At 36.1% G+C, this 25174-nt stretch carries 13 protein-coding genes; 1 reads left to right on the top strand and 12 read right to left on the bottom strand.

Annotated features, from left to right (window positions below; translation table 11 throughout):
- Window positions 1–324: 324 nt before the first annotated feature.
- The 8 genes from DCS32_RS15610 to DCS32_RS15575 form a co-directional block, all read right to left on the bottom strand.
- On the bottom strand, window positions 325–1557 hold the full coding sequence (locus DCS32_RS15610; protein ID WP_108879134.1) for a PepSY-associated TM helix domain-containing protein: 1233 nt from the start codon (window positions 1555–1557) through the stop codon (window positions 325–327).
- Between the two features lie 54 nt (window positions 1558–1611).
- Window positions 1612–3942, bottom strand: coding sequence for a TonB-dependent receptor (locus DCS32_RS15605; protein WP_108879133.1), 2331 nt, complete (start codon window positions 3940–3942; stop codon window positions 1612–1614).
- Between the two features lie 90 nt (window positions 3943–4032).
- Window positions 4033–4362: a hypothetical protein gene (locus DCS32_RS15600; RefSeq protein ID WP_108879132.1), complete on the bottom strand. Its 330-nt coding sequence runs from the start codon at window positions 4360–4362 to the stop codon at window positions 4033–4035.
- A gap of 204 nt (window positions 4363–4566) precedes the next feature.
- Window positions 4567–6150 (bottom strand): PfaD family polyunsaturated fatty acid/polyketide biosynthesis protein, encoded by a 1584-nt coding sequence (locus tag DCS32_RS15595; protein WP_108879131.1) that lies wholly within the window; start codon window positions 6148–6150, stop codon window positions 4567–4569.
- A gap of 498 nt (window positions 6151–6648) precedes the next feature.
- A complete protein-coding gene (locus DCS32_RS15590) occupies window positions 6649–13353 on the bottom strand; it encodes a PfaB family protein (RefSeq protein WP_108879130.1) in 6705 nt (2234 codons plus the stop codon).
- Between the two features lie 48 nt (window positions 13354–13401).
- Window positions 13402–15768, bottom strand: coding sequence for an SDR family NAD(P)-dependent oxidoreductase (locus DCS32_RS15585; protein WP_108879129.1), 2367 nt, complete (start codon window positions 15766–15768; stop codon window positions 13402–13404).
- Between the two features lie 128 nt (window positions 15769–15896).
- Entirely contained in the window at window positions 15897–20516 is a 4620-nt protein-coding gene (locus DCS32_RS15580) for a type I polyketide synthase (RefSeq protein WP_108879128.1), read from the bottom strand.
- Window positions 20517–20522: 6 nt separating this feature from the next.
- Window positions 20523–21140 (bottom strand): TetR/AcrR family transcriptional regulator, encoded by a 618-nt coding sequence (locus tag DCS32_RS15575; RefSeq protein ID WP_108879127.1) that lies wholly within the window; start codon window positions 21138–21140, stop codon window positions 20523–20525.
- Window positions 21141–21259: 119 nt separating this feature from the next.
- On the opposite strand from DCS32_RS15575, the gene DCS32_RS15570 reads away from it, so the two are divergent.
- A complete protein-coding gene (locus DCS32_RS15570; protein ID WP_108879315.1) occupies window positions 21260–21901 on the top strand; it encodes a 4'-phosphopantetheinyl transferase family protein in 642 nt (213 codons plus the stop codon).
- A 1271-nt stretch (window positions 21902–23172) separates the two neighbouring features.
- Here DCS32_RS15570 and DCS32_RS16370 read toward each other — a convergent pair.
- The 4 genes from DCS32_RS16370 to DCS32_RS15545 are packed head-to-tail and all read right to left on the bottom strand — an operon-like array spanning window position 23173 to window position 25149.
- The gene (locus DCS32_RS16370; protein ID WP_108879125.1) at window positions 23173–23280 is read right to left on the bottom strand and encodes a hypothetical protein; all 108 of its coding nucleotides are present in this window, start codon (window positions 23278–23280) and stop codon (window positions 23173–23175) included.
- Between the two features lie 25 nt (window positions 23281–23305).
- Window positions 23306–24007 (bottom strand): hypothetical protein, encoded by a 702-nt coding sequence (locus DCS32_RS15555; protein WP_108879124.1) that lies wholly within the window; start codon window positions 24005–24007, stop codon window positions 23306–23308.
- Window positions 24008–24053: 46 nt separating this feature from the next.
- On the bottom strand, window positions 24054–24809 hold the full coding sequence (locus DCS32_RS15550) for a hypothetical protein (protein WP_108879123.1): 756 nt from the start codon (window positions 24807–24809) through the stop codon (window positions 24054–24056).
- A 31-nt stretch (window positions 24810–24840) separates the two neighbouring features.
- On the bottom strand, window positions 24841–25149 hold the full coding sequence (locus DCS32_RS15545) for a TM2 domain-containing protein (RefSeq protein WP_108879122.1): 309 nt from the start codon (window positions 25147–25149) through the stop codon (window positions 24841–24843).
- Window positions 25150–25174 lie beyond the last annotated feature (25 nt).

The raw sequence follows: 25174 nt of genomic DNA, 5'->3' as shown, positions 1-25174 counted from the left end.
CTTTCGCGAAAGCGTACTAAAAAAATAGTAGTCTTATTAATGAATAAGACAATGTTATATGGTAACAAACTATAAAAATTTAATCTATAATTATTTTCTTTATGACTTCTTTCTTCTTTTATGTGTACTAGAGTTAAAAGGCACACCTATAAATGTACATGATAAAAGGTGATAATATATTTATGATAAAACATTTGCTCAATAGCTTTACAAGCAAGTTTGTAATATGAAAAAACTATAGCAAAGTATATATAAAAGGCTCTATAAACCATATGTTTAAAGAGCCTTTTGATTACTAGTATATCTTGTGAAGATATATTTATTTTAATTTCTAATTACTTTGATTTTTTGTAAAATCAGTATTAATAGGACTGAAAGTCCAAATAAAGGAAATAATATCCCTAAAAGAATTATAAGTCCTATGACAAATCTAGAAGGGTTGAAATTTTTAGGTGTTTTAGGCAAAATCCATTTGTTTTTAGGTTTTTTTGAAAAATAGGATAGTATAGCTGCGATACTTGAAGCGATTAGAAAAAGCGCTACACCGAGCATTAAATACCAATTCCATGGTCCAAATTGACCTTGATGAAAAGCCATAACCCACATACGGCCGCGCATTAAAATACCCACATCACTCCATTGCTGCGCTAGGAGCTCTTCACCTGTATATTGATTAAAATGAAATTTCTGCTGTTTTTCTAACTCTTGATAATAAGTATTACCCACACTGTAAACACCTGCAGGACCTTTAGGGAAATCAAGGGTTATAGTACCCTCCAGTGGAAGCGTAGCAGCTTTTTCTACCATAAGATCAAGTGCTATTGTTTTATCACTAGAAGGTTTACCCACACCTATACCATGCCAAGAGGTAGGAAATCCTGTATCTGTAATTTCTTGAATGGTTTTGAAGTTTTTCCCCACAATATTTGTCCAAGGAAAAGCACCTGCCAATACTAGTAGTAAAAGTCCTGAGATCCAAAAGGCTACAATAGCATGTATATCTCTCAATAATACTTGTTTTCCTTGCTTCCATCTTGGGATGAAAAAACCTTGTAATTTAAATCCCCGAGTAGGCCACCATATAAAAATACCCGTAATGAGTAGAACAACCATCCAGCTTGCAATAAGCTCAATTGCAAGTGTGCCTGGAGTTCCTATAAGTAACTCTCCGTGTAGTTTGCGCACCTTGTACATCAATCCATCACTAGCAGCAATCATTCCAGTTTGTGTATTGGTATAAGGGTTTATAAAAACACTTTTTTTATGACCAAATCTACCAGAAACAAATTCCGTTGCTAGAGAGTCACTAGATGTTACTATCATAGCGTTATGTGGTTTACCTAAAATAGCATCTGCCGTTTTGCGTTGCTCTTCGTAACTATAGCGATAATTACTAGGAGTAACTACAGTAATACGCTCCTTATGTGGCTTTTCATACTTATCCTTAAATAAGTAAATACCTCCAGTAATGGCTAGGAGTATTATAAAAGGAGTGGCTATAAGTCCTGCAATGACGTGCCATTTCCATAACCACTGATTTATTTTTTTATTTTTCATATATATTGATGTATCTGCCACTTGTGTAAAGTGACAGATACAGTTTATAGATTATTAAAAATGTAATCGACCACCTATGTGAAAGGCTCTAGGGTTTCCAATAGTATAACTGTTCTCACCGCTAAACTGGTTGAAGGAGGCTCTAGCCGCATATAAATCATCAAAAATGTTGAGTGCTTGAGTCCATACCTCAAAATTTTTGTACCTGTAGGATATCAAAGCATTAAAAATATTATGCCCATCATAAGTAGATGTACTTAACTGGTCATTATCACCTAATACTTGATTCTCAAAACTTGTATTATAACTACCCACAAGTTCATGCTCTAATGTTATGGCAAAGTTTGCAAAGGGTTTATAAGTAGCTCTTGTTGATCCAAGTAAATTAGGAGCTGTTTCTCTATCGGTATCTGAGTAATCGATGTCATTGTCAAAAAAGCGTACATATTTATGTTTTGCATAACTCCCACTATGCGTAAAAGATATTTTTTCTGACGGCGTATATGTAATCCCATACTCAATACCATATGAGCTTGTTTTACCAGCATTAGTATTAAAGAAAATATCTTGATCATCTCTCAAAGTAATAAGCGTGTTTTTACCTTCTAGTAAATAGACTGCACCATCCAATTTCCACTCACTATTAATTTTTACATATCCTCCTATCTCATAATTATCATAAGTACTAGGTTTAATATCTCTTAACTCATTGCGATTGCGATATAATGTAGAAACCTGTGGAGGAGTAAAACCTCTTGAGTAATTGAGATACAATCCGTTATTGTTTTCAAAATTATAATTTAAGCCTATTTTGGGAGCCCAGTTATCATATGTGTCTTTTGAAGTAGATATTTCGGCATCTACTATGTTATTATCATAATTATATTGAAATCTATCATATCGAAGTGCGGCTGTTGCTTTGAGCCTCTCTAGAATGTTGGTTTCAAACTGAAAGAAACCAGCATAGTTTAAAATATCTGCATTATAGTTTAAGATAAAGTCATTTTCATTGATTGTAAAATCAGTGTTTTGACCTGTATCTTGATTTACACTTACAGATGTGCTCAAGGCTTGGTAATCTTGTGGTGAGTAGTCTAAAGTTCCGCCTACAATTAATGACGAGTTGTTAAAACCAAAATTAATTTTATGTTGTGCCAGAGCCATGTAACTATTGAAAGTATTCGTATTAACCTCACCAGAGCCAGCACCATTTAATTGCCCCATATTTCTAAACTGTCTTATTCTATAAGAAGGGTTTTGATCCATCTTGTTATCTCTAAACACTAGATTAAAGGTGGTGTTATTATTTTCATTCCATTGTGCAGCAAGTGTACTTCTATATCTAAAAGCAAGCGCATCTCTTTCAGTAAATGTTTGATCACTCTCAAAGTTGCCTCCTGTATAATCTGCCTCAGAAAGTGATCCTGTCATATCTGATCTATAATCTACTAAGCTCAATACATTTGTCCATTTTAACCTATTTGAAAAGTCATAAACAGTTTTGAAAGTAACAGCAAATTTTTCATAATTACTATGCTCAATAGGGCCATTATTACGTGTCACGTAGTGCGCTCCTAGATAAAAACCAAACTTGTCATTTGTGTAGTTAGACAGCTCCACTTCATAACGACTCAAGCCTATATCATTTACTTGATAACCCAGAGTCCCAGAAAGTTCAGGAGTAGGAGATTTTGTTATAAAGTTGAAACTTGCACCTATAGCCTCGCTACCGTATATACTAGAGGCAGGTCCTTTCAAAACTTCAACTCTATCATAAGTTAGATCATTTAACTCTAGTAAAGCATTGTGATTAAAAACCGATGTAGGACGCAGTTGTAATCCATCTTCAAGATATAAAAAAAGCGCCCTAGTAGATATAGGACTTCTTACAGCCATAAAGTGTTGCTCATTACTAGCTGCTCTTGATGTAGACATGTAAACACCAGGAATTTGATTTACTAATTGATCTATTCCTACTGCCTTAGTTTCATCTATAGAGGCTCTGCTAAGTATACCAATTGCTGCAGGAACTTCAGATCTAAGTTGGCGTTCACGGCTAGCAGATACAATGACCTCGTCTAGTTTTGATTGATCTTCTATAAGTTTTATAGTGAGATTTAGTGCATCATTTTGAGTGTTTATCGGTATCGTTTTAGAGACGTATCCTAAGTATGTAATATATAATTTGTGAGTTCCTGATTTAAGGTTTAGGGAAAAATTTCCGCTACTATCCGTAGTAGTACCAAGATTAGTAGTAAGAGCTATAATATTTACGTCTTGTAGCTCAATACCGCTTTCATTTGTGATGGTACCTGTTATTCTTTGCGCAAGACACAGCTGCGCACTGAGGCAAAGCCCAAGGGCTGCCAAAAATACTTTATTCATTAGATTGTAATTAATTGTTGGCCTATACAAATAGGCATAAAAAGTCTAGGGTCTCATAAAATAAGACCACGTCAATTTTTATATAATTAATTACACACGTGGAGGATGAAAAATATCCCAAGATTTTTGCATACGGTAAAAGTCCTTATGCGAAGAAAAGTTATCTTGTTTATCAGATATTTCAATTTGATGATTTACGCTTTCGCGAAAGCTAAAAAAAACAAATTCATATTTTCTGAGAACAAATTGAGGAAACTCCTTTTCTTGCTCAGATTTTTGATCCTCTAGTTGGAGCATCAAATAACACTTACCATTACAACTAAGCTTAGGTTTTTCTTTGTTGATGCATAAAAACTCCTTTATATACTCTTGATTAAGTAAATAATCTCCCCATATGGAAATATTAACCAATGGTTGCATGTGAAGGCAGATGAGTAATATGATAGTGCTTAAGCGCTGCAAGCGGAATTTTTGGCAAATATAAATATTACCCTTAGAGTAAGGCTGTTAAAACTATTAAAGTAACATAGTGAAACTTATCAAAATTGCTAATGAGAAAAACTAAATCTCCAAAACAATAATATAAGTTTTGGAGATTCTATTAGCTTTCTAAGCTATAAATAATTAGCTATGATTAATTGGTAACTGCAATAATTCAAGAGGTAAATCTACCCCTTGATCTCTAATGGTATTGATTCTATGTAGATAAGCTGCACCTTCTAGTAAATGAGTAGCAACATCTGCTACTTTTCTATTTTTGGCTTCGCTTAAGTAAGAGTCTTTAGTCCACTCATTAAAGGCTCCCATCGCTGGGCCGCACCATATTTGATAATCCATCACTCTATCTGGAGTTCCTGCATTTGCCCAGTTGGAAGACAAGCCTAGATACCAACGGAAAATTAAGGCCATCTTACGTTTTGGATTTCCTTGTGCTTTTTCTATTTGTTCTGGATCTCTTTCTTCAAAGAAGGTTACACAACCATCCCAAACTTGTTCTAGTGACATTTTAAAAGTTTTTGTCTCTAGTTTTAATTGTTCTTCTTCAGGAATATCATCAATCCCGTCATAACGTGTATAGACTTCATATAACTTCTTTGCTCTAGCACCGAAGAGCGTTCCACGTTTCAACACTTGTAATTCTACACCAAGTTCAAACATATCTGAGGCTGGTGCCATCGTAACATCTGTAGAGGCAACTTTAGAAAGTAATTCCTTCACAACATCAGAAGTTCCAGACTCTACACAGGCCTGATTAATGGATCCAGTTACTACATAAGCAGCTCCCATAGAAAAAGCAGCTAGGGCAGAGGCTGGAGTCCCTATTCCTCCGGCGGCGCCCACTCTAATTTGCTTTTTGTAGTTGTAGGTTGCCTGTATTTCATCTCGCAATTGTAAAATGATAGGAAACAACACGACCAGAGGACGATTATCTGTATGCCCACCAGAGTCTGCTTCTACCGTAATATCATCTGCCATAGGTACTTTCTGAGCAAGCTCATATTGTTCTTGCGTTATACTTCCGGCAGCCAATAATTTGTCTAAAAATTGAAGCGGAGCAGGAGACATAAAACGTTGTGCGACTTCTTTTCTAGAAACCTTACCTATTACTTTATTGCCAATCACAATTTCGCCTTGAGCGTCAAGACTCAAACCTACCGCTCTATATTTTACAATTTGCTCAGATAAGTTCATATAAGCCGAAGCTTCTACCACCTTTACACCATGTTCTATATATAAATTTACAGCGCCCTCCTCTAGTGCCTTTTCAATAGGACTGTGTATAAGGTTACACGCATAAGCTTGTGTAGGTAAAGCTGTCTGTATAGTTGCAATGGCTTCTTTAACACGAGCAGGAATCATCCCAGCAGCACCAAAAGAACCTATCATCTCGTTCTTTCCTAAAGCGATTATCATATCTGTAGAGGCAATACCGTTTGCCATAGCGCCTCCTTTATAAGCGTATTTTAACTGGTAATCTTCTTTAAAAGAAGTGTCTCCAAAATCGGCAGCAGTAAATGCGGGTACGATGGCTTTTAAAAATAATCCTTTCCCTTCAGACTGAATAGTTCCCGTATTTGTTACACCTGTACGACCAGATAAATCCTCAACAATGTAACAAGGAGTGGCAGTATTTTTTAATTTTTCAGACATTCCTTGGATGTCAAATGAAATCTCTCTTGGAGATCCTATCCATTTTAAGTCAATCATTTCTTATTTTTTATTTCAGCACTTATTTGAAAATCTTACAGAGCTGTGTTATTTTATAAATTAATCATCTAATAAGCCTTCTCCAACCCTAAAGGGTGGCTTATTCTTCACCTTTGATTTTTGCTCCCTTTAGGGCCGGGGAAAATAAAAATCGGTTCAATATTCTAATTTTTTACGCTTTCGCGAAAGCGTACTCAAACTACTAGATTTCGAATAAGCTTTCCCCAGCCCTAAAGGCTGTCTTATTCTTCATCTTTGATTTTTGCTCCCTTCAGGGCAGGGGAAACGAAAATCGGTTCAATATTCTAATTTTTTACGCTTTCGCGAAGGCGTACTCAAACTACTAGATTTCGAATAAGCCTTCCCCAGCCCTAAAGGGTGGCTTATTCATCATCTTAATTTTTGCTCCCTCTAGGGCCGGGGAAAACAAAAAATCAATTCTATATTTTTTTAGCTCCTCCTCTTTGAAGAGGAGGCTGGGAGGAGATGTTCGCTTACCTATCCCTCTTGAATCCCTAGTGCCAAATCTGTCAACTGGTAAATTCTTGTACCTTCATTCCAGAGATAGGCATTTGCAATTAATACCAGTGTATCATCTCGTTTTTCGATGGTTTTAAAATGCACTTCTAGATGCATATTCTCTACATTAATTTTAATTTGACCACGGTATTTCCATTCGGTTTTGTTGTTCTCTACTTGCACAAAACGCGGATTTTTAAAATCCTTACCTAAATCTTGTTGTAACGCAAATAATTGCATCGCTTGTGAGATTGCTTCTACGCCTAAAGATCCTGGCATCACGGGATCAGAATAAAAATGACAGGTAAAGAACCAGTCGTAGGTATGTATTGCTTTAGAACAATGGATATATCCTTTGCCAAACTCTCCTCCATTTTTAACTACTAAACCACTATCTAATAGATCTAGTTGATTTTCGGCCAAGCGGAAGGTATTTGTTTTATCATTTTCTTTATACAACTTCATTTTTGCATATAGAGAATCAAGCTTGATTTGGAAGTAATCTTTGGTGATCAAGTTGTTTTGCACATACCAAGGAGCAACATCTTCTCCTTTATCGAGACCTACTTGTTGCGCTAAGGCTTCTTTAGGGAAGAATCCAAATGAAGAAAATCCTTTATAAAACACGTGTCCGTCTACAGATACTTCAAATAGGTATTTCTGGATCACGAAACCTCCCAATGAGGTAGAAGATGTTAGCGTCGATTTATTTGCGATTACTTTTCCTCTAAAATCTGTGCCAGCTGGCAAGTCAAACATTTCTCCATCACCATCTAGATTTCTAAAATATAAATCCTTGTCTGGAAACTGTAGCGTACTTCCTAGATATGCACCTAGTAATCCACAAGGTTGTAGTGCAATTTCCATCAATACCGCATACGGCATCGTCATCGATGCATTCTGCTTGTAATACCAGGCATCTTGAGGCACATCGTATTCTGTCCAAATATTTGTTGGTTTTGAAAAATCAAAACGCTCACCGTCTATTTTAATCACACGACTTACAACTTGCAAGTCGGTATTAGGTTGGCGCGATAATGACCTGTTGTCATAAACGGCATATTCAGGACCAAAGCAATCTGCAAGTCTACCTAAAGCAAATGTTTCAATATCGTTCTCGTTTAAAAGTACATTCTCGGTTATTTTTTTAGGTTCCTCTAAGTATTTTGGATTGTCTTTTTCTCTTAACTGCAATCCTAGATTTTCAAAATGTACGGTAATCACATCGTCTACAATAATCTCCAAATCACCTATTACATAAGGATCAGGTAATAACCCGATATCTTTTATGACTAAGCGGTACACTAGTTTTTTATCATTAGGCGTTACCTCTTTTCTACATCGTACTTTTTGCTGCACTCCATAAATAGGCTGGAAACGAGCATCTTTTTTAAGACGTTGTAGTCCTAGCATCATCATAAAGAAGCGCAATAAGTTACCGCCGCCTTCTGCTTGCAAAGAACCTGCTAGCACTTGGTCATCTCTAAAGTGGCAAGGAAAATACCAATCGTCTGGACTCAGGTCTTTTTCTGCTATAATTTCTCCTAATCCATAAGCTCCTCCGTGCACATCTGCTTTGGTAATGCGGTCTAGCATCAACATTTTTTCTGGAGCTAGACGTATAGATTCATTTCTGCCATTAGGGAAATAACAAATATCATCAAAACATTTATGAGCATCTCCATTGATGAGATGTCTTAAATCTTCTATGTCAAAAGAAGTTTTCTTGGTGGTCAAAAAAGGAATGAATTTTTTCTTTTTTACACCTGCCAGTGCTTTCTTTTCACTTTCTGTGTATACCACTCCGTTTCCTTTACTCAATTCCTCATCAGTAAAGAAACCAGCAACACCGTTCGTCATTTTTAAGACCATACGATCTTCTACAAAACACTCGTAGCTAAAGAAAAACAATAAGTTTCCACCATTTCTTACAAATGAATTGATAGAAATGTCATAACGTAATGTTTGTCCTTCAAAAGGTAAATCGTCTAGAAAAGTAAGCGTACAATCTAGAAGGCGATACACATACTCTCCCTTATTTTCAAGATCAATTCCTAGATAAGAAATCAACATCAAATCACATTGTCCAGACTCTACAGAGACTGCCCAAGGAATTTGTGTATCTGTCGCATATCCAGAATTATATGGAATATCATACTCGGTTTGCATGGTAGACGGCTTATACTCTCCTAGCTTGGCATCAAGACCTGTGACTCTGCTTACTAATAAGTAAGGATCCATAGGTAACATTACTCTACGTTTATACTGGTCAATTACATTGTATTCTGCTCCAAAAACATTACCAATTTTTCCTTCAGAAAATTCAATAAGATCCTCTTTGGTAAAAATGATGTTTTTATCTTTTAGATGATTTGGGTCGTTGTAATCTTGTAATTTTAAACCATTTTCTCCGATTTTAGTCGCAGTTTTTGGCTGTTCTGTATCTATCATACTAGCTATTTTTTCTACTCTATGTGTGGTGGTTGGTTTTACGCTTTCGCGAAAGCGTATACTTGCATCTTTAGTTGTTTCTAGAGAGGCTGATTTTTCTTTTCGTTTGATTGTGGCAAACTGTTGCTTCATCTCCTCAGATAATAACACATCATATACAGGCGTACCACCTGTTGTTACTTTTTTAGTGAAGCGTTTTTTAATGGGTTCTTGATTATTATTAGGATATAGCAAGCTCAAATCAATGTCGATTCCGTTTGAGATTAATTGTGCTAGACACTCGTATAGTGATTGTATAGAACTTGTGCCTTTTTTATCAATCGCACAAGCGGCGTGATTATTTTGATCTAATGTATCTTTTATCCAGCCAGTACACGTACTATTGGGACCAAGTTCTACAAATGTGCTAAATCCGTTGCTAGACATTTTTTTCGCGAAAGCGGGAAAATCAACGGTTTTATAGCACACTTTCGTTGAATTCTCTGCGATTTTGAGTGAATCCATAGGGATTTTCTCTCCTGTTAAGCTAGAGTAAAAATCAATTTCTGGCTTATTCTCTAATGGGAAATTATGCATTTCAATCAATCCATCGTACTCTTTTTTACAGAACTCATTATGGATAATATTTTGAAAAGGCACCAATACCGACGGACAATTAAGCACAGCAATCAGTGCTTCACATTGGCTTTTATCACCAGAAACGATTAATTCTTTTTCGGAGTTTACAAAAGTGATGGACACTTTATCAAAAGCTGAGATTTGTGCTGCTACTTTTTCTTTAGTTTCCAGTAAAATCCAACTCTGCCATCTTGCTTTTGCTTCTTCTGAGCTGATATTCCATTCTTCGGCTAAGAGTTCTAGATTACCAGAAAACTTGTTTTTAAAAATTGGGGAGTTGCGGAAAACTTTTGTTCCCTCACCTGGATTCCAAATACCAAAGGAATACCACATGGAGCTACATTCTCCCATAGAATAACCCATCGCAGCTTTAGGTTGTACACCAAAATAAGTGGTCAATATATGCGTGTATAAGGTCGAGTACAATACCCCTGCAGACATCATAGAGATAGCGTCTCCTTGAATATTGGGAGAAGGCGTAGCGCTGTCTTGCTTTTTTGGGAATAAATAGTCCAAGCCAAAGAAGTCTTTCAAGTTGGGGATACGATTTTCAAAATCACTTAACAGATTAGGAAAAAACTGAAATAAATCTTGCCCCAAGCCTTCATAAGTAGTTGCGGAACCTGGATATACAAATGCCAAATCGCCTTTTGTACCACTCGGATTTGGGCTAAAGAAAGAACCGCTAGGTAATTTTATATCTGTATTTTCTGCAAAGGACTGCTCGAGTTTTTTATCAATAAAAACGATGTCTTGCGCTATCGTTTTTGTGGTTGACGCAATAAGAACAATACTGTAGGTTGCTTTTGTGGTTGCAGCTTTATCAAAACAAGCTTGTGCAACAAAAGCTAAGTCATTAGTAAGTATGTCTTCGTTAAGTTGTTGTAACTGTTCCTTAAGTTCTGCTGGCGAATTTCCTTTTAAAACAAATAAATGTTTTTCCAAGAAATTGTCAATGTTGTGAGGTTTAGGTTGTGTAAATTCTGATAATTTTACACGAGAATGTTGACTCAAATTAACTAGCGCTTGTCTGGGCTGTTCAGTTTCATTAACCCAAGGTCGTGATAGGCTAGGGAAGTAGTAATTACTGTTTTTAAAAGCATCATTCTTTGCCGATTGCCAATTTGGAATTCCCGGAATAAATTGATGATATACACACAAGGCTGTTTTTACAATAGAAGCGAGTCCAGCCGCTGCAAACGTATGGCCAATGTTTGTTTTTACAGATCCTAAGGCAATTTTACTGGTAGGATTATTGGCTAGTAGCTGTGTTTGTTCCAATTGATTTTCTTGGTCAAATCCAGAGGCTACAAGTTCTTGTAAGGCGATATTCTCAGTGGTTGCGATATCTCCTATAGCTTCAATTTTTGCAAATACCGTATCCTTCTCATCAATGCAGTTACTTGCTTTTAATACGATAGCAGAGGCTCCTTCTCCTATTAACCATCCGTAATCATCTGCATTAAAAGATAAGCTAGGTTGTTTATTTTGATTTACTGTATCTACTAGATTATGTAACAAGACTGCTTCCATACCAGCCGAAAAATCTACAGCTCCTACAACCACAGCATCTACTTCGCCTAGAGAGAGCATATTCTGCGCTACTTCGAGAGCTCTTGTTGTTCCGTTATCACCGTTTGTAATGGTGAAAGATGGCCCATTAAAATCCCATAAAGCAGAGATACGGCTCGACATAATATTACCTACAAAGCTGGTGTGCTGACTAGGCGTTTGTACGTTGCCTATCTGGTATAATATATTGCGACACTCGGCAAGTAATGTTTCTTTCTGTGTTTCTTCTAGTGTAATACCTGCACTGTTCAATGCCTTGTCTAATTGCCACTGACTGTCCCAACGCGCTAGATAATGGTGTATCGCAAGCTCAGGATTCATAGCAATAAGTACAGCTACATTTTCTCCTTTTTGTAAATTAGATTTTTGAATGGCTTGATCTGCAACTTTTAAAATAAGCGCTTGTTGCGGCTCCATCGTGCTGATCTCATTAGGTTGGATTTTATAGCGCATTAAATCCATATCAAAGTCCTCTATAAAGTTTCCTTTAATAGGATTTTTAGTATCCAGGCCAAAAGTAGTAAGCAGCTCTTCATTTTTCTCAAAACCCTTCCATCTCGTAGATGGCATTACAGAGAAGTGCTGTTTCCCATTAAAAATGGATTGATAAAACGTTTCCAGATTATCACAATCTCCAAAATGAACTTCCATACTGGTAATGGCCATTTCTTTTAAAGAGATATCCTGATGCTTTTTAATTTCCTTTTTTTGATAGCTTTCTACAACCAGATGGGCGTTTGTACCTCCAAAACCAAATGAATTTACAGCAGCTTGTTTATCTTTTGCTTTCCATTCTAGTGGTTCTTCTATGATTTGCTCACGTGAAAACCAACCATTTTCAGACTGGATCGCCGTTTCCATATTAATCCCTGGAGGAATCATATCATGCTCCATAGAAAGTAAAACTTTCATCAAGCTAGGCATTCCCGCAGCCGTAAGCATATGTCCCATATTTGACTTAACAGAACCTAAACGTACTTTCTCTGGATTGTTACTAAAAAAGGTTTCAAGCGAATTGATTTCTGTAACATCACCCAGCGGAGTTCCCGTTGCGTGACATTCTATATAAGAAGTATCCTCTTTTTTAATCGTGCCATTATAGGCTCTTTCGTAGGCTAATGTTTGTCCTTTGGGATTAGGGCTTAATAAGAATTTACCTGCACCATCGTTTGATAATCCAATTCCAGAAATAACACCTATGATGTTATCTCCATCGCTTTCTGCATCAGATAAACGTTTTAAAAGAATCATTCCAGCACCTTCAGAAGATACGAGTCCAGCAGAATCTTTATCTAGCGGCGAGTATTTTTTATCGTGTGCCGCATAAGCGTGAAAAATTGAAAAACCCATATGGATAAACAACTGATCAGACGAGCAAACAGCTCCTGCCAGCATCATATCTGATTTGCCAGTTAGCAGCTCATCACACGCCATCTTTATGGCATATAAGGAAGAAGCACAAGCGGCATCTAGGTCAAAATTGGTTCCTTTCAAACCAATGGTATTCTTCACTAATTCTGAAACATCTCCTTCTATAGGATTGTTTTCTGGAATCTGAAATTCCGTTGCTGGCATTTCAAAATCATCGACTTTCAACAAGGTTTTAATTCCTTTTTCAAGTGTTTGTGTATAGACAGGCGCAAGAATTTTATGTGACGATTTTGTAGGGAACGATAAATTCCCAAAAATAACGCCGCAACGATCTAAGGCTTCGGTATTTTTCCAATACCCTCCGTGCTGTAAAGCATCTTTGGTTACCTGTAAACCCCATTGATACATTTGGTCTAAATCACTTAAATCTTTAGAGCCAAAGTCTTTACTATTAAATTTAAAATCACGTATGTACCCTCCTCGTAAGGAGTAACAGCTATCTATAACACCTTTGTTTTTATTATAAAAGAGTTCAGGGTCTGCGCCAAAATCGTTTTTTGTTGCCATACCAGTTAAGTCCTTTTTATCCATAAGGTTGTTCCAAAACTCTTGAAGTGTTTTAGACCCTGGAAAAAGGGATGACATACCGATAATTGCTATTTTTTCTTTCATTTTTTGTAGCTACTTGAGACGATTATTGCAATACATGAGAAATAAATTTTACCAAACTAATTCTCTTGAAACAGTTAATCCGGCACCTTCTGTAAAAAAAATAACATCTTCGTTATCGTCATAAACGGTGCAATCTGCAACCATTTTCGTCTCCGTATTTTCTTGGATTTTTATGTGTACGTAGTAACTTTTGTTAGCTTGAATTTCTCCGTAAACCTTCCCTTTTAAAGTCTGTAATGGCAAGCTATTAGCGCCATTATGATATTTTTGTACCCACACCACCATTCCTTGGTATTGAATATCTAAAAAGAAGGCATTCAAACTTGTACTAGGGAACTGACCTTGATCTTCATAAGAAACCGCAGGAGCTTTACACTTTAATAATACCTGCGATTCATCCATCGCAATAACCTCCTCTATGCCTTGATAAAATGCACCGTGGAATAACGAACCATCTTTATAAAAAGTAGCTCCGTCTATTTTATTCTCAACTAGTTTTGGTGTTTTGAATGTTGGTTTTTCAGTACGCTTTCGCGAAAGCGTAACTGTAGCTCTATAATGATTGAGTGGTAGTTTTGCTCCTTTACTGTACAAGCTTACTTCACAGATTATGGTGTCTGCTGTTTTTAATTGTTCTTTCACTTTCGTGAAATACATCTCCTTTTCAGTCCCGTCAAAAACAATTCCTTTGAAGAGTTTTACATCTTCTATGCTTGCCAGTTTATAATCTGGAAATAATTTCACACAAGAATCTGCCATCCAAGCCGTAGCATTTACCATAGGTAATACAGGACTTCCCTGAATTACGTGATGTTGTAAAAACGTATTTTCTTTGAGGCTCAAATCCCGTCGAATCGTATGCGTTTTTAGATCTCCAGAAATATCTGAAATACCAGCTGGCAATGTACCACCGATGATCACTTGAGGTTGGTTATGATATGCACCATTTAATTCTTGAACAAAACGAGCAGCTCCTCCAGGGTGATTTACTAGAGAAACACCAGCCTCTTCAAACATTTTTTGTAGTTCAGGACTCACCATCCCGCCTTCCCAAGCTCCCCAGTTTATTGCGGTAACTTTAGTGTTAGGGTGGTTTGTACTAAATAAATGTGCAGCAGTGCTCAATATTTCGTTTGCCATTGCATAATCAGATTGTCCTACGTTTCCGTAGAAACCAGCAACAGACGAGAACATAATGAGGTGTTTCAACTCATTTATATTTACCATTTTTAGAAGGTTTAATAAACCGTCCAATTTCACGGAAGTGACATTATCAAAAATTTCTTCTGTTTTATCTTGAATGAGTTTATCTGCCAGTCGGCCGGCACCGTGTATGATGCCTGTGATTTTACCCCACTGCTTTTCTATCTTTAGCAACTCTGGTTTGATGGTTAAGTTTGTCACATCACCAGCTACATATATGGCATCTCCACCAGCTGCTTTGATCGTAGCAATAGTTTCTTCTATTTCTTTTTTGGCAACATATTTATTGAATAGACTATTTAACCCTCTAATCGAAACTTTCTCTCCGCTAGCTTTCAAATCCTGCATAATAGCGTTCTTCAGCTTGGCAGGGTTATTTTCTTTTAAAGCATATGTTGGTAATTCAAAATCTAAAGAAGATCTACCTAGTAAGATGAATTTAGACTTAAAAGCTGCGTTCATTTCCTTGATACAAGTTGCCGTAACGCCTCTACCACCTCCAGCAACTAAGAAAACATCTTTATCTGTAACCGTTTGTAAATAATCATCTGTAGCGGCAACTTCATTAGGAGTGACCTCGTAAGTCATTCTGCCTTTTTCATTAATGGCTACATCAACATAACGCACATCTGCATCGTGTAATTCTAAAAATAAATTATCGGCAATTTCTTCTGGGGACAATTCGGGCTGTGCATCAATGGTTCTACAAAAAACAGGAGACCATTCTAAGTTCATACACTTAGTTAATCCTGACAATCCGCCTGCGATGATAGAAATATCTGAACGCTGGTCCATACCAAATTTCCCATCTAAACGAGAAACCGTCATAAAGGCTGTACGCTGTGTTTTGCTCGTTGCATTTAATGGAGCTTGTAAATATTTAGCCAATAAGAATGTGGCTTTTAATAAGGTGCGTTCTATAGCAAAATGCTGTGTAAAATTATGACCAGAAAAGGTGAAATGTGGGTGTAAATACATAAAAGCCCCAATTTCATTATTGGCTAAGATGGTATCTACAGCGTTCTTAATATTTTGATCGTTTATTTGGGCAATCAAAATTCCATCTTTAATGGATGCATTCTTATTAATTGCGTCAAACTGAAGTACAATAACCTGATGTCCTTCACTTTCTAATTTAGTTTTTAAAGCAAGTGTAAGAGGACCTCCTTCATCTGTTATGACAACAGGTTTTAAAGCAGGAATATCTTGCACTAAAACATCAACTCTAGGAATAAACTTTAAGCCAATTGATTTTCTTGGTACACCATGAAAATTAGTAGGTAAGGAGAATTCTTGTTGAATTTTATTGTCCTTACCTACTTTGTTTTTTTGTTCTGTAGTTAAGCTAGGCTCAGACTTTTTTTTTTACTTGAAATACCTGCTTTTACAGAGATGTAGTCAACAATTTCTTGCAATGTTCTAAGCTCTGTTAAGTCGTTAGGGTTGATGTCTGATAGCTTGTCAGATTGCTCTGTGATTGCTCCAAATATTTCTACACGTTTTATAGAATCGATACCAAGATCTGCTTCCATGTCCATACTTAGTTCTAGCATCTCTGCTGGGTATCCCGTCTTATCTGCTACTACGCTTAGCATAAGGTCTAGCATTTCTGAATTACCTTCGGTAGAAGCTGCTGTCTCAACAATAGGAGTAGAGAATAAATCGGTGCCAACTACTTCTGGAGAAGCTGTGACTGCTGTTTCAACTGTTGCAGCCGTTGTGCTTATTCCTGCTTTTGCAGAGATATAATCTACAATTTCTTGTAATGTTCTAAGCTCTGTTAAGTCGTTAGGGTTGATGTCTGATAGTTTATCTGATTGCTCGGTAATCGCTCCAAAAATCTCCACACGTTTAATAGAATCGATCCCAAGATCTGCTTCCATATCCATGCTTAGTTCTAGCATTTCTGCAGGATATCCCGTTTTATCTGCTACAACGTTTAACATAAGGTCTAGCATTTCTGAGTTGCTAGAAGTTGTTGTTGTCGTTTGTGCTGCAGGAGCAGCAACAGGAGCGGTAACAACCTCTTTTTCCGTTTGGGCAACTGGAGTTGCGGTTGTGCTTATTCCTGCTTTTGCAGAGATATAATCTACAATCTCTTGCAGTGTTCTAAGCTCTGTTAAGTCATTAGGGTTGATGTCTGAAAGTTTATCTGATTGCTCGGTAATCGCACCAAAAATCTCCACACGTTTAATAGAATCGATCCCTAGATCTGCTTCCATATCCATGCTTAGTTCTAGCATTTCTGCAGGATATCCCGTTTTGTCAGCTACAACGCTTAACATAAGGTCTAGCATTTCTGAATTTCCAGCAGCTGGTGTCGCTCGTGCTACTGGAACAGCAACAGGAGCTGCGACTACTTCCTTTATAGTTGAAGAAACTGGAGCTGCTGTTGTGCTTATTCCTGCTTTTGCAGAGATATAATCTACAATTTCTTGTAATGTTCTAAGCTCAGTTAAGTCATTAGGGTTGATGTCAGACAATTTATCAGATTGCTCAGTAATTGCTCCAAAAATCTCCACACGTTTAATAGAATCGATTCCTAGATCTGCTTCCATATCCATGCTTAGTTCTAACATTTCTGCAGGATATCCTGTTTTATCTGCTACAACGCTTAGCATAAGGTCTAGCATTTCTGAGTTACCAGTGGCAGGAGCGGCAGTGTCTACTGCAGGTGCAGAAGCAGGGGGTGCTGCAGTGTTTACTACGGTAGGTTGTACAGCTGTAGGAGTCACAATTGGTTTTGTGACAGGAGCCTCAGGAGCTGGAGTGTCAATAGATAGTGGAGCTGTAGGAGCTTCTAGAATATTTTCATCTGGGGCAAGGTTTCCAGATAATAAGTTTAGTAATTGTGCGGTTTGTTTATTTTGTTCCATCAAAATAGTTTGGAACATATCTAATGTTTTAGATTGATTCTCTTTGATGCCTTCTATGGCACTTTTAATAACATCTACCATCATATCTTCTTCTGTTTCTTGGTCTGTAGGATCTTCTTCACTTGTGTATGTAGGAACTGCATTTATCACTTCTGAGATAACTTCTATTTCCTTAATCTCTTCTTCAGTTTTAATAATATCTGTTGCGCCACTTACTTTAAACCCGTTGTTCAACACATCTTTATAGGCTTTTTGCGTTGCTGGACTCACATAGTTGTTTCCTGCAATTTTAACGGCTACTTTAGGCTGAATTACAGGCTTCTTTTCTTGACGTGCATTACGATCAATTGCATTTAATTTACACCCTAGTACTTGTAGTTGTATTGCTGCTTCTCTTATTTGTAAATCACTGTTTTTTGTTGCTTTTGCATTTGTTGTAACTACAAAATGCTCTTTATCTGCCAGTATATCTTTTACCAGGTTTGTAAGAATAGACTTAGGCCCAAACTCAACAAAAACCCTCGCTCCTGCAGCATACATATTTTCGACTTCGCTTTTAAAGTCAACTGAATTTAAAATATGCTGCCCTAATATTCTCTTAATCTCACTTGGCTCAGTTGGATAAGAATTTCCAGTAGAGTTTGAGTATACCGGAATGGTAGGGCTAGTAAATTCTATAGTCTCTATACTTTTTTCAAAAGGTTTTTGAGCATGTCCTACACAATCTGTGTGGAAGGCTGCAGAGACAGGTAATAAGATAGAGCGGTGATTTTTACTATCTAATAGTGTCTTAGCTTTAGCAATACCTTCTGTGGTTCCTCCTAATACTATTTGACTCGAAGAGTTGATATTGGCAATAGAAACATCTGTTATAGCGGTAATCAAAGGTTCGATTTCTGAAGCCGATGCTTTTACTGCTAGCATTGTACCAGCGTCACCACTTGTATTTTTACCTGCCATAGCATTTCCACGTGCGATAGCAAGTGTCATGTAGTCATCTTGACTTATAACACCAGATGCACAAAGAGCTGTGAGTTCACCAAAACTATGACCAGCTACCATATCACTTACAAAACCAGCGTCTTTGAACACATTATAGTACCCTAAACTAATAGCCCCGATTGCAGGTTGTGCAAACTCAGTATTAGTAATGTTCTTTTCTAAAATAGCTTTATCCTCCTCTGTAAATACAGGTTTTGGATATATTTTATTTGCTAGATCATATCCCTTTTTGGCATCAAAATCTGCAATTGTTTGTTGTATTCTTTCAAAACTACTAGTAGCTTCTTTTGCCATATTTGCATACTGCGAACCTTGACCTGAGAATAATGAGGCAACTTTTGTAGTGCTTGAAATTCCATTAGGTCTAAAGAACACGCCTCTAGGATGAGACCAAGCATTCTTATTGCTTTCTAATTGTTTGATTGCAATTTCTAGTTTTGATATACAATCAATTAGAGACTCGGCTACAAAACCTAAACGAGCTTCACTTTGTTCTGCTGTGCCTTCCTTTGAAATTTCTTTTAAATTGTAAAATGCAGTGTTTCCCTCTTTGCTATTTAAGGAAGTATGAGCATTTTTAAGAAGCGTTAATAAGTCTTCTGTATTCGCTCCTTTAATGTAGATACTATGAAAAGATTGATGTATTCTATCTGTAAAAGAATTTTTCTTTTCATATTCCTCCATTGCAAAATGGACATTAACACCACCGAAGCCAAAAGCAGACAATCCCGCTCTACGAGGAATCCCATTTTTAAACCAAGGTCTTGTTTCTGAATTTACGTAAAAAGGAGAGTTTTCTATTCCAAATTTGTCATGCGGCTTTGTAACATTTATAGTGCCAGGTAAAACTTTATGATATAGCGCTAAGGCTGTTTTAATCATTCCGGCTGCACCTGCAGCAGCTTTGGTATGTCCTACTTGTGATTTTACAGAACCTATCCCAATATTATTTTTTGTCGCATTATTTTTACCAAAAACCATTGACATAGATTCAAATTCTGCAGCATCACCAGCTCCAGTAGCAGTACCATGACCTTCTATTAGTCTTACGGTAGAGGCATCATATCCTGCTTCATCATAAGCGCGTTGCATAGCTAGCGCTTGTCCTTGTGGACGGGGAGCGTAAACTGATTTATAGCGACCGTCACTAGAAGAACCTACACCAGTAAGTAAACCATAAATTCTATCTCCATCACGCTCTGCATCTTCTAATCTTTTTAAGACAAGCATTCCTACACCTTCGCCTATCAACATACCGTCAGAATCGGTATCAAATGGACGAATACTTCCCTTACGAGAGAATGCTGGCGTTTTAGAGAACGACATGTACATAAAAGGAGAATTGTCTGTATCAACTCCTCCTGTTAACATCATATCACATCTTCCTTCTATTAACTCAGAAACAGCCATTTTTACAGCCGAAAGTGATGCGGCACAAGCAGCATCTACTACAGAGTTAATACCTCCTAGATCAAAACGATTTGTAATACGGCCAGAAATAACGTTACCCAACATACCTGGAAAAGAATTTTCATTCCATCCTATATATGCTTTCTTCATTTTATCTACAATGTGAGGAATGTCTGTATCGCTTATTCCACTACTTCTCAAAGCAGCTTCCCAAATAGGAGCTTGTAATCTAGAAGTAAGTGGGGTAATCAATTTTTGTCCACCACCTACACCGAGAATCACTCCTGTTTTTTCTTTTAATAACGCTGTAAACTTATCAGATTCTCTACCATAACCGGCATCCTCAAATGCATCTCTAGCAGCTATTAAAGCTAGTAATTGAGAGGCATCTGTTACTTCCAAAATATTAGGAGGCAATCCAAATTCCATTGGATTAAAGTCTACATCTGGAATAAAACCACCTTTCTTGCAGTATGTTTTATCTGCAACCATAGGATCTGCATCGTAATAATCTTCTATTTTCCAACGCGATGCAGGAACATCTACTATACTATCTTTCTGACTGATAATATTATTCCAAAACTGCTCTACATTTATTGCATCTGCAAACATAGCAGATAAGCCAATAATTGCTACAGGCGTTTTTTTGAGTGAACTATTAATAGTGTCCATATTTTCTTATTCTATAGTTAAGTAAAGATGCTTTTGTTTTTCAACTTCTAAAAGACCTTTGTCAGTACATAATCCTCTCAAGTAAGCAACCATAATACCTTCGGTAAGTCTAGCTTTAGAAAAATGTTCTGATGGAAAAACTTTGTTGTTATTACATAATTTCAAAAGAGTTTGAACTGTAGCCATCGTAACTTCTGGGTCCAAGTCTTTCCTGAATAACCCATCTTTTACACCCCATTTAGATAAATAGAGTAACTCTCGAAAAGCAAACTCTGCATTCTTTTTATAGGAGTCTTTTAATATACTAGGGTAATATTTAAGTACCTCTTTATAAAAGTTTGCGTTGCTGTAATTTGCTCTTTTTAAAATCTGTTGCTGAATCATACCCATTGCTTCAATAGCAGAGCTAGAGGTATTAATGATATCGTCATTTTTAGTTCTAATTCCTGCAAGATATTGCTCTACACAAGCTTGCATTAAATCAGTTTTGTCTATAAAGTGATTATAGATAGTACGCTTAGAGGTACTCAACTCCTTACTGATATCTGCCATGGTAACAGATTTTACTCCATTTTTTAAATACAGTTGAGTTGTAATCTCTATGATATGTTCCCTGGTAATCATATTGTTTTCCTAAATTTGACCAAGTGGTACCAAAAAAGTATTAGTTGGTACCACAAAAAAAGGAATTATAAACGAGACTAATTGAGATTTTATCATAAATGTTTTTCAACAATAATAAAATGGGAGAAATTTGGATCGTTAATTTTTCTAATAACAGTCAGCAATTCACTGATGAGGAATTATTAAAAAAGTTACCTGAGTCCACAGTAAATAGGGCATTAAGGTATCTCAATAAGGAAAGTTTCTTAAGCTTTATAACGGGAAGATTACTATTGAAAAGAGCAATTTTAGAAAGTGAATATTCAAGTTTTTCAATAGAAGATATCAAGTATTCTGATAAGGGAAAACCAAGTTTTACTAATGTCAATTTTTCAATATCACATAGTAATGGGTACGTAGTTTTAATTTTTGGTACCGTTTTTCAGGTGGGCATCGATATTGAGAAGAGGAAGGATATAGATTTGAAATTATTTAAATACCTCTTCACGGATTTAGAGTGGAAAGTTATTATGCAGGACAATAGCCCAATAGATAGATTCTACTGGTATTGGGTTAGGAAGGAAGCTTTGCTTAAAACAGTAGATTGCTCGTTGAAGGAATTAGAGGGACTAGAAATTTTTGAAGATTACGGTATTTATAAGGACCAACGATATTACTTTAAAACCTTCGAATTTAATCCAGAATTTAATGGTGTCTTAGCAATTGAGGAAGAGATGGACGTCAACGTTAAGTTTATCGAACTAGAAACACTGTTAAAATAACACACACACACACACACACACACACACACACATTGAGCAGAGTAAGTAGATGTCATCTTTTGTAAACCATATAATTTCAGATGGTTATTGGGTGGTAACTCAATCTTAGTTTGAGAATTGTGGTTAGATATTTTTTAAATTTTATATGATCTCTTTATTTAAAGATATAGACATAAACTAAGTGAAAGAGATAAGTCACCCATATAGTTTTTTTAGGAAACTGTATGGGTGCAAATCTTTTAAAGTAGGGAAGTAGTAAATGCTTAGGTTCAATATCCAAAGCTCCCGTCTTTTACTTGTTCAAATAACGTAATCTATTTCAAAATTCCGTCTTTATAAAGAAGTATACCTAACTGAAACGATGTTTTAGCTTTATAGCTTTTTTTAAGCTTCATAATTAGTTTCTCAATGTGAGAGGTACTAGAAGGTGATTCATTGTTAGCAGTTAGTGTCTTAGAAATCTCTAAGTGGGTCATGCCTTTAGACATCATTTTTAAGATGTTCTTATCGGCATTGCTCATTACGAAGTTCGTATTGCTCATTATGATAATATGTTAAGGGTTTGCAATAGCAAATGTATTCAAATCTAATTATAGAGTTGACTTTAAGAAATAATAATCGAGTTATCGATGTTTATTTGTTAAGAAACCTATAATCTAGTAATGAATATCACGTGTTTTTTTAAGCACATATGATTGAGCGATCAATTTACAATTAATTATTTAAAATACTGTATATCAGTGATTAAAGGTGGTTGTATAGGTCGAAAATGCTTTGTGGTAGCAATTGCTACCATACATTTTGCAGTTAAATGATATTAAACGAAACCATATAAAATAAAAAACTGCGCTAATCCTAGGATTAGCGCAGTTATGGTGCTTTTTGCAAAGCTTTTCGTGACCTCGACTGGATTCAAACCCTATCGCGCTAAACCCTATAAACAAAGGAGTTTTATGTTTTAATAAATTTCAACTACCTGAATAGCTACCACACCTAGCTATTTCTAACATTAGATATACAATCTACTTCAAATTTAACTAAATAATATTTATGTGAAACTGCTGGTAATCATAAAATTAGAATACTATTGGAAATGCTTTATTAGTATTTGAGGTGAAAGTTTTCACTCAAAGTAAGATGAGTTTCTAAAAAGACGGTTTTTTAGAATTTGTTGTGAGATATTAATAAAGTGCTTTCTGCAAGCAAAAAAAATGCCCAACGACTAGCGTTGAGCATTTGAAATCCCCTAAATCTTCAAAGCAGTAAAGAGATTAGGAATTAGACCATTCGTGATCGCATTTTGGGCATTCGTATTCTACTCCATTATGGTAGGCATCTTCCGAGCCGCATTTTGGACAGGTTGTGTTTAGGTTGCTCATTACTATTCATTAAATATTTAAAAAATTATTCTGTTATGTCTTTTAGTGTAAATTCTACAGACTCATCAGATTCAAAATATTTTATAGCTGAACCTTTGAACTTAGTCATTGTAAAGTAATTAAATGATCCACCAATAGCTGCACCAACTCCAAATGGTATTAATCTTCCTAGAGCTATCCCCCCTCTTTTTGCTCCATATTTTGTAAAAATTGTTGTTCCGATTCGTTGATTAATTTTTGCAAGCGTTTTACCGCTTACATTTCTATTGAAAGTTGTAACAGCTACTTTCGTTGCAATCTTTTCCGTTGCCAATTTAGATGCTTCTATGACTCCGCACCATAACCCGAGAATCCTCACAAATTCTTGGTTAAAATCTGATTTTATATCCTTCTCATTAATTATTGCTACTCCATAGCAAGTTGAAGCCATCCATCTTAACATTAAAAGTAGGTCACCAGAAATTGTCCCAGCTTCTATTGCGATTTGGATACCAGTTCCGAGTCCAGGTATTGTACTCGGTAATGCACTAACTATTCCTACAGATGTATATTTATTTCTATTTCGGTTAGCATAAATCGTTGAGAGCTGTTTCTTTGATTTATTGGGTTTTCCTTTTCTTAATTCAGCTACATCCTTCTCAACTGTTTCAAATGATGGTGATACAAAATTCACCACTTTCATAAAATCGAAATCCTTAGTAATCTCTACATTATTAGATTTTCCCATAATAACTGTACAATATTTTATTCTTAATCTCTTTCAACGTTTAATATCACTCAAAGTTTATTTTTCCAGTTGTCAAGAAATCGTAAGTTTGAATACCTTGGAGAGCTTTCATAGTAATTCCTTCTCTTCCAATACCTTTTGATAATGTTCTATACATTGATTGAGCTAAGCCATTGGCTTTTGCACTTCCCATTGAGTTTACCATCATTCTTAGTTCATCAGCTTGTTTTTTAAACGAATAATTCTCAGAGTCTTTCCAGTTTAACCATTCTTCTTCATTTATTTCATATGTTCTATTATCAAACTCTACTAGAAATAACCCTTTTGCATTTAGCTCACTGATATATAAATTTCTTTCAGCTTCTTCTTCAGCTGCAATCATAGCAGCTACCTCTTTTCTGTTTTGCTCCTCTAATTGCTTTTCATAAGCTTTTTCTTGTTTAGCGAGCTCAGCTTCCATTAACTTTTTTTCTTTTTCCTGCCTTAGGGAATCTATTCGAAATTGTTTCGCAGCTTGTTTTGCAGCCCTTTTATCTTCTTTTCGCTTTACATCAATTTCTCTCTTAATTTTTTCCTCCCTAGTGTAGAGGTCAGTAACTTCCTGATCAAATTCTAATAGTTCAAGCTGCAACTCGGTCATCTCTCTTATTCCTAATTCTTGATCTTTTGTACCATCAGAGACTTCTTGCATAATTTCGTCTATATTTTCTTTAATGGCTCTATATTCTGCTACCTTATCATCAATTGAATTACAGCTACCAAATGTTATCAACGATACAATTAATACTATAAATTTCTTCATAATGTATTTTCTTTAGGACTTAATTTATTTATTAGTTGATTGCGTTTCTATTCCCAGTAGCAGCAGCCATCATTGCAATATTTCTTGAATGAGATTCTTCCGTCTCTCTTCTTTCAATACTTTCAATTTGACTCGATAGTATCATATTATGATTACTGATTTTGGTTGGAATATGAAATAAATCTATAAATGCCCATATACCGACTCCTCCTAGGGTAAACCAATATAAAAATTGCAGCCCCCATTTACCTAAGTAGGCATATTGACAACCGAAAAGGAAGAAACACAAATAGGCAGTTCCTGACGATTTCATTTTTGACATTAAAAAATGTTTATTCATAAATATGATTTGAGTTGATTAATTC

This window comes from Dokdonia sp. Dokd-P16 (assembly GCF_003095655.1).
GTDB lineage: Bacteria > Bacteroidota > Bacteroidia > Flavobacteriales > Flavobacteriaceae > Dokdonia.
Note: the sequence above shows the minus strand (reverse complement) of the source record. Positions and strands in the feature narration are given on the sequence as shown.